Origin of the sequence: Flavobacterium lacisediminis, assembly GCF_025909975.1 — a bacterium.
In the GTDB taxonomy this organism is placed as follows: domain Bacteria; phylum Bacteroidota; class Bacteroidia; order Flavobacteriales; family Flavobacteriaceae; genus Flavobacterium; species Flavobacterium lacisediminis.
This window is the reverse complement of sequence record NZ_JAPCIO010000007.1, coordinates 140,036-153,798: the sequence shown is the minus strand read 5'-3', so window position 1 is coordinate 153,798 and position 13,763 is coordinate 140,036. Positions and strand designations below refer to the sequence as shown.

Below are 13,763 nucleotides of genomic sequence, written 5' to 3'. Positions count from 1 at the left end.
TAGTAGAAAAATCAAAAAGTTATTAACGAAAACGTTTGAATTTGCGACTATTATTAAATAGTTTGCAAGAATCACTGTTTTTTTATTTTTCGTTTTATAACTTTACATAAACAATCAAAATATATGTCAACAAAGATTAAAAGAGTAGGTGTTTTAACTTCTGGTGGAGATTCTCCAGGAATGAATGCTGCCATTCGTGCAGTAGTTAGAGCTTGTGCTTATTATAATGTAGAATGTGTTGGTATTTACAGAGGATACCAAGGAATGATAGAAGGTGATTTTAAAGAAATGGGACCTCGTGATGTTAAAAACATTATTAATAAAGGAGGTACAATTTTAAAATCAGCACGTTCGGCAGATTTTCGTACCGCAGAAGGAAGAAAAAAAGCATACGACAATTTAGTGGCAGCTGGAATTGATTCATTTGTAGTAATTGGTGGAGATGGTAGTTTTACAGGTGCTGAAATCTTCAATGAAGAATACGGATTTCCTGTGATTGGAATTCCAGGCACCATTGATAACGATATTTTTGGAACAAGTCATACATTAGGATACGACACCGCTTTGAATACCGTAATTGATGCAATCGATAAAATCAGAGATACAGCAAACTCTCATAACCGATTATTTTTCGTTGAAGTAATGGGAAGAGATGCGGGTCACATAGCTCTAAATGCTGGAATTGGAGCAGGAGCAGAAGAAATTCTAATTCCTGAAGAAGATTTTGGTTTAGAACGTTTAGTGGAATCATTAAAAAGAAGTAAGGATTCAGGAAAAACTTCAAGTATTGTTGTTGTTTCTGAAGGAGATAAAATTGGTAAAAACGTTTTCGAACTAAAAGATTACATCGAAGAAAACATGCCAGAATATGACGTTCGTGTTTCGGTTTTAGGACACATGCAACGTGGTGGTTCTCCATCTTGTTTTGATAGAGTTTTAGCGTCTAGACTTGGAGTTAAAGCAGTTGAAACGTTATTAGAAGGAAAATCAAATTTCATGGTGGGCTTATATCAAGATAAAGTAACCTTAACACCACTAGAACAAGCCATTAAAGGACAAAGTGAAATAGATATGGAATTGGTAAAAGTATCCGATATCGTATCATCATAATAAAAATAGTAAATTAAAGAAAAGAAAATGTCAAAAGTAAAATTAGGAATTAACGGATTCGGAAGAATCGGAAGAATTGTATTCAGAGAAACATTCAACAGAGATAATGTAGAAGTAGTAGCCATTAACGATTTATTAGATGTAGACCATCTGGCATATTTATTAAAGTATGATTCAGTTCATGGTCGTTTTAATGGTAAAGTAGAAGTTAAAGAAGGTAAATTATATATTAATGATAAATTTATCCGCGTAACAGCAGAAAGAGATCCAAAATTAATTAAATGGGATGATGCATCTGTTGATGTGGATGTAGTAGCAGAATGTACAGGAATTTTTACCACATTAGAAACAGCTCAAGCTCATATTGATGGTGGAGCGAAAAAAGTGGTTATTTCTGCTCCTTCGGCTGATGCTCCAATGTTTGTAATGGGAGTAAATCACGCAGAAGCAAAAGCTACAGATACTATAGTTTCAAATGCTTCATGTACAACAAACTGTTTGGCACCTTTAGCAAAAGTTATCAATGATAATTTCGGAATTGTTGAAGGATTAATGACCACCGTTCACGCTTCAACAGCAACTCAAATGGTAGCTGATGGTCCTTCTAAAAAAGATTGGAGAGGTGGACGTGCTGCAAGTGTAAATATCATTCCTTCTTCAACAGGAGCTGCAAAAGCGGTTGGGAAAGTGATTCCTTCATTAAATGGAAAACTTACAGGCATGTCATTTCGTGTTCCAACAGTTGATGTTTCGGTGGTAGATTTAACAGTTAAATTAGCAAAAGAAACTACTTACGAAGAAATCATGAAAGTATTAAAATCGGCTTCAGAAAACGAAATGAAAGGTATTTTAGGATTTACAGAAGACGATGTAGTTTCTCAAGATTTTGTTGGCGATTCAAGAACTTCAGTTGTAGATGCTAAAGCTGGAATTGGGTTAAACTCTACTTTCTTCAAATTAGTATCTTGGTATGATAACGAATACGGATATTCAAGTAAATTAATCGATTTATCAGTGCATATTGCTGGTTTAAAATAATATTTGTTAAAAAAAATCCCGTTACATTTGTGTGCGGGATTTTTTACTGCTTAACCTAAACTAACACCAACCAAATGAAATTATTAGTTGACAGTGGTTCTACTAAAGCCGATTGGATTGCTATTGATGATAACGGAAAAGTATTATTCACTACTCAAACTTTAGGATTAAACCCTGAAGTATTAGACAAAGAAGAAATTATCAATCGTTTAGACGATAAGTTTGATATTTCACACAATAAAGATAAAGCTACTCATTTGTTTTTCTACGGAGCAGGCTGTGGAACCGATAGAATGAAAGACTTTTTAACTCTAGTTTTTCAAAATTATTTTAAAAACGCTGCTGTAGTAGTTCACGAAGATACCTATGCAGCGGTATATGCAACTACTCCAAAAGACGAAGAAGCTATTGTTTGTATTTTAGGAACAGGTTCTAATTGTAGTTATTTTGATGGAAAAGTATTGCATCAAAAAGTACAATCTCTTGGTTATATTGCTATGGATGATTGTTCTGGAAATCGTTTTGGACGTCATTTAATTCGTGGATATTACTTTAATAAAATGCCAAAAGAATTAGCACAAGAATTCGAAGAAGAATACAACGTTGATGCGGATTATATCAAACATAATTTATATAAAGAGCCTAATCCAAATGCTTATCTAGCAACATTTGCTAAGTTTTTAATTAAACATAAAGACACCGCATTTTGTCAGAAATTTATCCATAGAGAAATGGAAAGCTTCGTAGAGAATTATATTGAACAATTCGAAAATTGTAAAGAAGTTCCCGTGCATTTTGTTGGTTCGATTGCATTTTATTTGAAAGATGAATTAACAGAAGTATTAGGTAAACACGGCATCACCATAGGAAATGTTCTGCGCCGTCCAATTGATGGTTTAATTGCGTATCACATTCTGAACAAATAACTAAAATAAATTTAAAGTAGAAAAAATCTCAAATCGTTCTGAACGTATTTGGGATTTTTTCTTTTTATCTTTGTAAGGAAATCAATTAGTATGGAAATCGCAATTATAGCTCACGACGGAAAAAAAGCAGATATGGTGCAGTTCTTAAACAAGAACAAAGTCATTTTGTCAAAAGAAAAAATAAAAATAATCGCAACTGGAACTACAGGTGGAAGGGCAGAAGCAGCTGGTTTTAAAGTAAAAAAAATGCTTTCAGGTCCATTAGGTGGAGATGCTCAAATTGCTGCACGTGTTGCAGAAGGAAAAACAAAAATGGTATTATTCTTCAAAGATCCAAATTCTAGTCACGCGCATGAAGCGGATATCAATATGTTAATTCGTATTTGTGATGTTCACAACGTGCCTTTAGCTACCAATGAAGCTACTGCGCAGTTATTGTTATTGGGATTGGATGAAGTTTAATTTATGATTTTATTCAAAGCTTGTTATTTTTAGCACAAAATTTGATTTCTAAAATTAATTTTTGTGACACTAAAAAACTGTATTTAGACATGAATCTAGCCTAATGTTTTACATTTTCTCGTATAATACTCTAGGTATAACTTTTAATATTGTCGCAATAATTTTCCATCGTTTAGTGACGTAAGCTATCTTTTTTTTGTTGATAATTGCTTTATAAATTTGTTTTGCTGTTTTTTCAACAGGCATTACCCAAAACAACCCTTCGCCTTTTGCCATTTCGGTATCAACAAGTCCAGGTCTAATGTCTGTTATAAAAATTGATTTCTTGAGTTTTGTAGCTTTCTGTCTCAGCCCCTCTAAATAATTTATTTGATATGCTTTTGTTGCATTGTAGGCAGGTGCTTGTCTGCTACCTCGAAGCCCTCCAATTGAACTTATTGCTACAATATGCCCAAATTTTTGATTTTTAAAATAATTAAAACTCCAATCTATAATGCACGTAAAGCCAATAACATTTGTGTTAATAGTTTGATTTTCAACTTTAAAATCTAAATCTTCATTAATGTTTCCAGTTCCTGAGCTAATAATAAGTAAATCAAGTCCGCCAAGTTCCGTTGTTAATTCTTCTAATTTTTCAATCGTAATTTTTGTATCTGTTACATCAAATGATTTGATTAAATAAGAATTTGGTTTTTCCTTTTTCAATTCTTTAAGCAATTCGGTTCTCCTACCAGTTAATCCAACTTTATAATTATCGTTTGCTAATAATTTTGCAAGCTCTTTGCCTATTCCAGATGTTGCTCCGATTACTATTGCTTTCTTCATTCTTTTTATTGTTTTCTTCTATATCGCTATGAAATAATCCATAAACTGGTATGATTTACTTTATAATTAAAGTGTGTTTTTTGTAGTCATATTGATTTTCAATATTATATAAAACAAAAAATCCTACATTTCTGTAGGATTTAATTTGGTGGGCGATGAGGGGTTCGAACCCCCGACCCCCTCGGTGTAAACGAGGTGCTCTGAACCAGCTGAGCTAATCGCCCCAATAAAGTGCTTTACTATTACCGTATTGCGAGTGCAAATATACAAGGAATATTTGTTTTTGCAAGTGTTTTAGTAAAAAAATTACTTTTTTTCTATCTTTTCTAACAAGACTTTGTTAGTATAATTAACCATTGTAATTGTAATATCTTCATTTTTAGAAGTTTTACCTTCAATAACGTAAATCTTGCCTTTTCGATAAGGTTCGTTACTTTTTCCGAAATCTACATCGCCATATTGCAAGCTCATCTTGACATCTTCTAAAGTAACCCATTTTGCATCTAATGCTTGTCTAGCAACCGAATCAATTTCTAAAGATTTACTACGTAAATCTTTCAAAACACGGCAATTTGGCATGTAACAAAATTCAACACCTTTATCATCAGCTTTGGCTTTTAAAAACCAAACCACGAAAACACCACCTAATAATAATCCAAATAAATAATATGCTAAACGAAACTGAAACTTCATAAATAATAATTTGTGCAAATTTAGTTTAAATTATACACATAGTCCTTAGATTTTAACTTTAAAAAACAATCAAATTGATATCGCGATACTCTAAATTAAACCAATCGGCAATTGCTTTATTGGTTAAAACTCCGTGATAGGAATAAATTCCGTGCTTTAAACCTCTGTTGCAACGTATAGCGGTTTCAATTCCTCCATCGTCTGCAATATGTAATAAGAAAGGAGAAATGATATTACTAATTGACATTGAAGCCGTTTTAGAATATCGAGAAGGAATATTTGGAACACAATAATGAATTACTCCGTTTTTAATAAAGGTTGGTTTTTCATGAGTAGTGACCTCTGAAGTTTCAAAACAACCTCCTGTATCAATACTAACATCTACAATAACAGCTCCTTTTTTCATATGTTCTACCATAGTTTCAGTAACCACAATTGGAGCACGGTTTTTTCCTTTCATCGCACCAATGGCAACATCACAACGACGAAGTGCTTTTAAAAGTGATTTTTCTTGTATGGTAGAAGTAAATATTCTTTGATTTAATGTGTTTTGTAAACGGCGTAATTTGGTAATCGAATTGTCAAATACTTTCACAGTTGCCCCAAGTCCTAAAGCCGTTCTGGCAGCATATTCTGCAACCGTTCCAGCTCCAATGATAACTACTTTTGTAGGTGGAACTCCTGTAATATTTCCAAACAATAATCCTTTTCCAATGTTTTCTCCAATCATTAATTCGGAAGCGATTAAAACCGAAGCAGTTCCTGCAATTTCAGATAGTGATTTTACTGCTGGATAGGAACCATCTTCATCTTTTATAAATTCGAAAGCTAAGGCAGTAATTCTTTTAGTAGCTAAAGCTTCAAAATATTCTTTTTTCTGTGTTTTTAATTGAATTGCTGAAATAACAATAGTTTGCGGATTCATCATTTCTAGTTCGGCTAGAGTAGGTGGTTCCACTTTTAAAATCATTGGGCATCCCAATACTTTTTTTGTGTCTTGAGTTATTTCGGCACCTGCATCGCTGTATTCTTTATCGGTATAACTTGAACATTCTCCAGCTCCAGCTTCTAACATTACGCGATGTCCATGTGAAACTAATGAAGAAACGGCATCTGGTGTTAAGCAAATACGACGTTCTTGATAAGAAGTTTCTTTAGGAATTCCTATAAACAACTCACTTTTATGACGCGCCACTTCTAGCTTTTCTTCTTGTGGTAATAGTTGTGATTTCGAAAATGGACTATAAATGGACATGTTGCGTTGTTTTTTGTGGTACCAATTTAGGAATATTTTTTAAAATAGAAAAGAATCTTTTAGTTCTTCAAGGTCAATTCTCTTTTGCCGTCCGCCATTACTTTTATTGAAATACTGGCGTGGTCTATTGGAATTAAATTGGGTGTTTTTTCTGGCCATTCGATAAAACACCAATTATCAGAATAGAAATATTCGTCTAATCCCATGTCGTAACCTTCTTCTTCTGAATTTAATCGGTACAAATCAAAATGATATACGATTTCACCTTCAAACGTGCGATATTCATTCACTAAAGAAAAGGTTGGACTGCTCGAATTATCTTTTACGCCTAATTCCTTGACTAACTCTTTGATTAAAGTGGTTTTTCCAGCACCCATTTGAGCGTGAAATGTAATTACTTTTTTTAATGATGGCGTGGCTAATATTTGTTTGGCAACGTTTGTGATTTCGTCTAATGAAAAAATTATCGTCATATATATTCTAAGTTAACTGAACACTATTATCTTGGTTCTAAAACTAAAAACGGAATCACCATTTCTTCTAATGAAATTCCACCGTGTTGATAGGTATTTCGGTAATAACTCACATAATGATTGTAGTTATTAACGTATGCCAAAAATAAATCGTTTTTCGCAAAAATAAAAGAGCTACTCATGTTTAGAGCTGGTAAACCAATTTTTTTCGGATCTTTCACAGCATAAACGTCTTTGTCTTCATAGGTTAAACTTCTTCCTGTTTTATAGCGAAGATTTAAACTCGTGTTTTTATCACCAATAACTTTCGACGGATTTTTACAATTGATAGTTCCATGGTCGGTAGTTATAATCAATCTAAAACCAAGTTGTTGAGCTTGCTGAATCATATCCAAAAGCGGAGAGTTTTTAAACCAACTTGCCGTTAAAGAACGATACGCTTTGTCGTTTGAAGCTAGTTCTTTCACCACATCCATTTCTGTTTTAGCGTGCGATAACATATCTACAAAGTTGTAAACAATAGTAGTCAAATCGTTGTTTTTTAACGACTTGAAGTTATCGGCTAATTTTTTTCCCGAAGCAAAATTGGTAATCTTAAAATATTCTTGCTTGATGTTTAATCCCAAACGTTTTAATTGCTCGGTTAAAAATTCGCCTTCATACAGATTTTTTCCTCCTTCATCTGGATCGTTTTTCCAATATTGCGGGAATTTCTTTTCCATTTCCAAAGGTGTTAATCCAGAAAATATCGCATTACGAGCATATTGTGTAGCAGTTGGTAGAATAGAGAAGTAACTCACTTCTTTTTCTAATTTGTAGTGATTGTTTACAACGCTTTCAAACGCTTTCCATTGGTCATAACGCAAATTATCAATAACAACGAATAGAATAGGTTTGTCTTTTTTACGGATTTCAGGCGCTACTAATTCACCAAAAATTTCATGAGAAAGCACCGGCTTATCAGCTTTTGGTTGGAACCAATCTTCGTAATTACGCTCGATGAATTTACCAAATTGCATATTGGCTTCAGCTTTTTGACTTTCCAAAATTTCTACCATGCTTTGGTCTTCAATGTTTTCCAACTCTAATTCCCAGAACAATAGTTTTTTGTATAATTCCACCCAATCTTCATAGGTACGAACCATTGCCATATCCATCGCAATTTTTCTAAATTCTTTCTGATAATCCAAAGTAGTTTTCTCAGAAATCAATCGTGAATGGTCTAAATTCTTTTTTAAACTCAATAAAATCTGATTTGGATTTACAGGTTTTATCAAATAATCGGCAATTTTAGAACCGATGGCTTCTTCCATGATATATTCTTCTTCACTTTTGGTAATCATAATCACCGGAACCGAAGATTTCTTTTCTTTTAATTCAGATAAAGTTTCCAAACCACTTAAACCCGGCATATTTTCATCTAAAAATACCACATCAAAATTGTTTTCGTCAAACAAATCAATAGCATCTTGCCCGTTATTACAGGTAGTTACATGATAATTTTTCTTTTCTAAAAAAAGGATATGTGGTTTTAATAAATCAATTTCATCATCAACCCAAAGGATTTTTATCTGGCTCATTTCTTCTTAATTTGTGTGCAAGTTAGTATTTATTAAACGACCATTGTATTAAATTTAGTATAAAATTTCCCATTAGTTTTAAACAATTCTTTTTGTAAAAAATCGCTACATTTGTTACTCAAAATTTATACTTGTGAGCCAAACCAATAAACTCAAAATATTCAACGATCCAATTTATGGTTTTATTACCATTCCTAATTCTTTAATTTACGATTTAATTCAGCATCCTTACTTTCAGCGTTTGCGAAGAATTTCTCAAATGGGAATGTCGTATTTGGTTTATCCGGGTGCGCATCATACGCGTTTTCATCATGCGTTGGGTTGTATGCATATTATGCAAAAAGCGGTTCAAACCTTGCAGTTTAAAGGTGTTGCAATTTCGGAAGAAGAAGAAAACGCATTATATATTGCTATTTTGTTGCACGATATTGGTCACGGTCCTTACAGTCATGCCATGGAACACAGTATAGTGGAAGAAGTGCATCATGAAGAATTATCGTTGTTGTTCATGGAGCAATTAAATAAAGAATTTGATGGGAAATTATCACTTGCGATTCAAGTTTTTAAAGGGGAATATCATAGAAAATTCATGTTGCAATTGATTTCAAGTCAGTTAGATATGGATAGAATGGATTATTTAAAACGAGATAGTTTCTACAGCGGTGTAGCCGAAGGAAATATTAATAGCGAACGTTTGATTCAAATGATGAACGTGCAAGATGATTATTTGGTTATTGAAGAAAAAGGAATTTACTCAGTAGAAAAGTTTTTGGTTGCGCGAAGATTAATGTATTGGCAAGCGTATTTACACAAAACAAGTGTGGTTGCTGAATTAATCTTGACCAAAATTCTAAAACGTGCAAAAGAATTAACTCAAAAAGGAATTGTATTGCCTTGCAGCGAATCGTTGCAATTTTTCATGCAAAACAAAATTTCTTTGTCTGATTTTGATAAAAGTGTTTTAGATAAATTTTCTTATTTGGATGATTATGATGTGATGGGAGCAATCAAATCGTGGCAATTTCATGATGATTTTGTACTGCAATCTTTATGTAGAATGATATTGAATCGTGATTTACTAAAGATTCAAATGACCGATGATAAACCAAACAAAGAGAATCTATTAGCAATAAAAAATAAATATATTGCAATTGCCGGAATTTCCGATAAAGAAGCGGATTATTTTGTATTCAAAGGCAAGTTAAAAAATCAAGCGTATAGTAAATCAAGTGAGCCAATTCGAATCTTAAAAAAAGACAAAACTATTGAAGATGTTGTAGAAGCATCTGACCAATTACATTTAAAAGCTTTATCAAAACCTGTGACAAAATATTTCATATGTTTTCCAAAAGTGGTCTTAGAAGCATAGCTTTTTAATTTAATTTCATATTTTTGCCAAGATGAAGCGGAATCAATACATTGTATTGAATGAAAATGAGTATTTTTATACCCCAAAATCTATCTAGTTTTGATAGTAATAAAATTTTATAATGAAGTTTACAGCAGCACAAATAGCGGGCATTTTAGAAGGTGAAGTAGTGGGGAATCCAGACGCTGAAGTTTTTAAATTGTCTAAAATAGAGGAAGGAACTGAAGGGTCTTTGACGTTTTTGGCCAACCCAAAATATATCAATTACATTTATTCTACTCAAGCCACTGTTACTATTGTTAATAGTACATTTGAACCAGAGCAGGAAATAACAACTACATTAATTAAGGTAGAAGATGCTTATAAATCATTTTCAAAGTTGTTGGAATATTACAATCAAGTAAAATTGATGAAATCAGGAATTGAGCAACCTTCAGTAATTTCTGATGGTGTTACTTATGGTTCTGATTTATATTTAGGAAGTTTTTGCTATATTGGTAAAAATGTAATTATAGGTAAAAATGTAAAAATTTATCCAAATAGTTTCATTGGAGATAATGTTACAATTGGAGATGATTGTGTTTTCTTTGCTGGTGTTCGAATTTATTCGGAAACTGTAATTGGAAATAGATGTACGATTCACTCAGGAACAATAATTGGTTCTGACGGATTTGGTTTTGCACCTCAAGAAGACGGAACTTATGTAAAAGTGCCACAAATTGGAAATGTAATAATTGAAGATGATGTTGAAATTGGTGCTTGTACAACGGTTGATAGAGCTACTTTAGGTTCAACTATAATTAGAAAAGGAGTGAAATTGGATAATCATATTCAAGTAGCACACAATGTTGAAATAGGTGAAAATACTGTAATTGCAGCACAAACCGGTATTGCTGGAACCACTAAAATTGGAAAAAATTGTTTAATTGGTGGGCAAGTAGGTTTTGCTGGACATTTGGTAATTGGTGATGGAGTAAAAATTCAAGCACAATCAGGTATTGGTAAAAATTTAGAAGCTGGAGAAGTGGTTCAAGGAAGTCCTGCTTTTAATTACGGAGATTTTGCAAAATCATTCGTACATTTTAGAAATTTACCAAAGATTGTTACCGATTTAGAAGAATTAAAAAATAAAATTAAATAATTTAAAATTTTTATCATGACGAAGCAAACAACAATTGCTGCAGAAATTTCATTAAAAGGTGTAGGTTTACATACCGGTCAAGAAGTTGCAATGACTTTTAAACCAGCTCCTGTAAACAACGGATTTACATTTGTACGTGTAGATTTAGAAGGACAACCAATTATTGAAGCTGATGCAAATTATGTTGTAAATACGCAACGAGGTACTAATTTAGAAAAATTAGGAGTAATGATTCAAACTCCAGAGCACGTATTAGCGGCGCTTGTGGGTTGCGATTTAGATAACGTTATTATAGAATTAAATGCTTCTGAACTTCCAATTATGGATGGCTCTTCAAAATATTTTGTTGAAGCTATTGAAAAGGCAGGAATAGTTGAACAAGAAGCAGAAAGAAAAGTATATGTTGTTAAAGATGTTATTTCTTTCCTAGATGAAGCTACTGGTAGTGAAATTACAGTAATTCCTTCTGATGAATATTGCGTTACAGCAATGGTAGATTTTGGTACTAAAGTATTGGGTACACAAAATGCTACTATGAAAGGAATAAAAGAATTTAAAAAAGAAATTTCAAATTGTAGAACTTTTAGTTTTTTACATGAATTAGAATCACTTTTGAATAATGGTTTAATTAAAGGTGGTGATTTAAATAATGCCATTGTTTATGTTGATAAAGAAATTTCATCAGAAACAATGGAAAACTTGAAAAAAGCATTCAATAAAGATACCATTTCGGTTAAAGAAAATGGAATTTTAGACAATCTAACATTGCATTATCCAAACGAAGCGGCAAGACATAAATTACTTGATATTATTGGTGATTTATCTTTAATTGGAACTCGTATTCAAGGAAAAATTATTGCTAACAAGCCAGGGCATTACGTAAACACTCAGTTTGCTAAGAAAATGGCTAAATTAATTAAGATTGAAGAACGTAACAATGTTCCAAGTTACGATATTAATAAAGAGCCAGTGATGGATATTCATGGTATTATGAATTTATTACCACACCGTCCACCATTCTTGTTGGTTGATAAAATTTTAGAATTATCTGAAACTCACGTGGTAGGTTTAAAAAATGTAACAATGAATGAAGATTTCTTCGTTGGACATTTTCCAGGAGCTCCAGTAATGCCTGGAGTTTTACAAATTGAAGCAATGGCACAAACAGGAGGGATTTTAATATTAAGTACTGTTCCAGATCCAGAAAATTACTTAACTTATTTCATGAAAATTGATAATGTTAAGTTTAAAAATAAAGTGTTGCCAGGTGATACCTTATTCTTTAAATGCGATTTAATTTCTCCAATTAGAAGAGGAATTTGTCACATGCAAGCCTATGCGTATGCAAACGGAAAATTAGTTTCAGAAGCCGAATTAATGGCGCAAATTGTTAAAGTAAAATAAAAAAATCATATGAATCAACCATTAGCTTATGTGCACCCAGGTGCTAAAATAGCAAGAAACGTAGTAATTGACCCTTTTACTACTATTCATAACAATGTTGAAATAGGTGAGGGAACTTGGATTGGTTCAAACGTTACCATCATGGAAGGTGCTCGAATCGGTAAAAATTGTAATATTTTTCCTGGTGCAGTAATTTCAGCGGTTCCTCAAGATTTAAAATTTGGAGGAGAAGAATCGTTAGCTGTTATTGGCGACAATACCACAATCAGAGAATGTGTTACTATCAATAGAGGAACTGTTGCTTCTGGTCAAACAAAAATTGGAAAAAACTGTTTGATTATGGCTACGGCTCACATTGCACACGATTGCCACATTGGTGATAACGCTATTATTGTAAATGGTGTAGCTTTAGCAGGACACGTAACTGTGGGAGATTTTGCAATCATTGGTGGTTTAGCTGCAGTTCACCAGTTTATTTCTATTGGTGATCATGCTATGATTTCAGGTGGTTCATTAGTAAGAAAAGATGTTCCTCCTTTTACAAAAGCAGCAAAAGAACCTTTGTCTTATGTGGGAATTAACTCTGTAGGATTAAGAAGAAGAGGTTTTTCAACAGATAAAATCAGAGAAATTCAAGATATCTATAGAATTTTATATCAAAAAAATTACAATACAACGCAAGCATTAAGCATCATTGAGGCTGAAATGGAAGCTACAACAGAAAGAGATGAAATTTTAGACTTCATTAGAAATTCTTCTCGTGGTATCATGAAAGGATATACAAGTTCAATGTAATCTCAAAATAAAGAATTAATAAACAAACATCAAATAAAAACAAAATGGCAAGTACATCAGATATTAGAAATGGATTATGTATCAAATACAATAACGATATTTATAAAATCATCGAATTTCTTCACGTAAAACCAGGTAAAGGGCCAGCTTTCGTAAGAACTAAATTAAAATCGTTAACTAATGGAAAAGTATTAGATAACACATTTTCTGCTGGACACAAAATTGATGAAGTACGTGTTGAAACACATACATTCCAATATTTATATGCTGAAGGAGATCAATTTCACTTCATGAATAACGAATCATTTGAACAAATTACGTTAGACAAAAAAGTTTTAGATGCTCCAGATTTATTAAAAGAAGGAACAAACGTAATGATTCAGATTAACGCTGAAACAGAAGCGCCTTTATCAGTAGATATGCCAGCTTCTATCGTTTTAGAAGTTACATATGCTGAACCAGGAGTTAAAGGAAATACAGCTACAAATGCTACAAAACCAGCAACTGTTGAAACAGGAGCAACTGTAAACGTTCCGTTGTTTATCAATGAAGGTGATAAAATCAAAATTGATACAGCAACTGGAAACTATATGGAAAGAGTAAAAGAATAGTTTTTATTAAAAGTTAAGAGTAATTAGTAAATAACCAAGCAACTGATTACTCTTTTATATTTTACTAATCACTAATTTACT

General features: G+C 32.5%; 14 protein-coding genes and 1 tRNA gene. 9 read left to right on the top strand and 6 right to left on the bottom strand.

The genetic code is table 11. The features are described from left to right. Nucleotides 1-123: 123 nt before the first annotated feature. The 4 genes from pfkA (at nt 124) to OJ995_RS11130 (ending at nt 3,536) form a co-directional block, all read left to right on the top strand. The gene (pfkA, locus tag OJ995_RS11145) at nt 124-1,110 is read left to right on the top strand and encodes a 6-phosphofructokinase (RefSeq protein WP_264369488.1); all 987 of its coding nucleotides are present in this window, start codon (nt 124-126) and stop codon (nt 1,108-1,110) included. Between the two features lie 27 nt (nt 1,111-1,137). Continuing rightward, nucleotides 1,138-2,148, top strand: coding sequence for a type I glyceraldehyde-3-phosphate dehydrogenase (gene gap / locus OJ995_RS11140; RefSeq protein ID WP_264369487.1), 1,011 nt, complete (start codon nt 1,138-1,140; stop codon nt 2,146-2,148). A 74-nt stretch (nt 2,149-2,222) separates the two neighbouring features. Continuing rightward, nucleotides 2,223-3,074, top strand: a complete 852-nt coding sequence (locus OJ995_RS11135; protein ID WP_264369486.1) for an N-acetylglucosamine kinase — start codon at nt 2,223-2,225, stop codon at nt 3,072-3,074. Between the two features lie 90 nt (nt 3,075-3,164). Continuing rightward, nucleotides 3,165-3,536, top strand: a complete 372-nt coding sequence (locus OJ995_RS11130; RefSeq protein ID WP_264369485.1) for a methylglyoxal synthase — start codon at nt 3,165-3,167, stop codon at nt 3,534-3,536. Nucleotides 3,537-3,644: 108 nt separating this feature from the next. Here OJ995_RS11130 and OJ995_RS11125 read toward each other — a convergent pair whose 3' ends face one another. From OJ995_RS11125 to porX, 6 genes are all read right to left on the bottom strand, one after another. Further along, entirely contained in the window at nt 3,645-4,361 is a 717-nt protein-coding gene (locus OJ995_RS11125; RefSeq protein WP_264369484.1) for an SDR family NAD(P)-dependent oxidoreductase, read from the bottom strand. A gap of 146 nt (nt 4,362-4,507) precedes the next feature. Continuing rightward, nucleotides 4,508-4,585, bottom strand: a tRNA-Val gene (locus OJ995_RS11120). Nucleotides 4,586-4,667: 82 nt separating this feature from the next. Further along, complete coding sequence (locus OJ995_RS11115) at nt 4,668-5,054, bottom strand: DUF4258 domain-containing protein (protein WP_264369483.1); 387 nt, start codon at nt 5,052-5,054, stop codon at nt 4,668-4,670. Between the two features lie 58 nt (nt 5,055-5,112). Continuing rightward, nucleotides 5,113-6,309 carry an alanine dehydrogenase gene (locus tag OJ995_RS11110; protein WP_264369482.1) on the bottom strand — a complete coding sequence of 399 codons (1,197 nt, stop codon included), beginning with the start codon at nt 6,307-6,309 and terminating at the stop codon, nt 5,113-5,115. A gap of 59 nt (nt 6,310-6,368) precedes the next feature. Next, a complete protein-coding gene (tsaE, locus tag OJ995_RS11105; protein ID WP_133607326.1) occupies nt 6,369-6,782 on the bottom strand; it encodes a tRNA (adenosine(37)-N6)-threonylcarbamoyltransferase complex ATPase subunit type 1 TsaE in 414 nt (137 codons plus the stop codon). Between the two features lie 26 nt (nt 6,783-6,808). After that, the gene (gene porX, locus OJ995_RS11100) at nt 6,809-8,362 is read right to left on the bottom strand and encodes a T9SS response regulator signal transducer PorX (protein ID WP_264369481.1); all 1,554 of its coding nucleotides are present in this window, start codon (nt 8,360-8,362) and stop codon (nt 6,809-6,811) included. 133 nt (nt 8,363-8,495) lie between these two features. Between porX and OJ995_RS11095 the strand changes: the two genes are divergently transcribed. The 5 genes from OJ995_RS11095 (at nt 8,496) to efp (ending at nt 13,682) form a co-directional block, all read left to right on the top strand. After that, on the top strand, nt 8,496-9,731 hold the full coding sequence (locus tag OJ995_RS11095; protein ID WP_264369480.1) for an HD domain-containing protein: 1,236 nt from the start codon (nt 8,496-8,498) through the stop codon (nt 9,729-9,731). Nucleotides 9,732-9,852: 121 nt separating this feature from the next. Next, nucleotides 9,853-10,872, top strand: coding sequence for a UDP-3-O-(3-hydroxymyristoyl)glucosamine N-acyltransferase (lpxD, locus tag OJ995_RS11090; protein ID WP_264369479.1), 1,020 nt, complete (start codon nt 9,853-9,855; stop codon nt 10,870-10,872). A gap of 15 nt (nt 10,873-10,887) precedes the next feature. Continuing rightward, nucleotides 10,888-12,276: a bifunctional UDP-3-O-[3-hydroxymyristoyl] N-acetylglucosamine deacetylase/3-hydroxyacyl-ACP dehydratase gene (locus OJ995_RS11085; RefSeq protein ID WP_264369478.1), complete on the top strand. Its 1,389-nt coding sequence runs from the start codon at nt 10,888-10,890 to the stop codon at nt 12,274-12,276. Between the two features lie 9 nt (nt 12,277-12,285). Beyond that, entirely contained in the window at nt 12,286-13,071 is a 786-nt protein-coding gene (gene lpxA / locus OJ995_RS11080) for an acyl-ACP--UDP-N-acetylglucosamine O-acyltransferase (protein ID WP_133607316.1), read from the top strand. 44 nt (nt 13,072-13,115) lie between these two features. Beyond that, complete coding sequence (efp, locus tag OJ995_RS11075; RefSeq protein ID WP_026725820.1) at nt 13,116-13,682, top strand: elongation factor P; 567 nt, start codon at nt 13,116-13,118, stop codon at nt 13,680-13,682. Nucleotides 13,683-13,763: the final 81 nt, after the last annotated feature.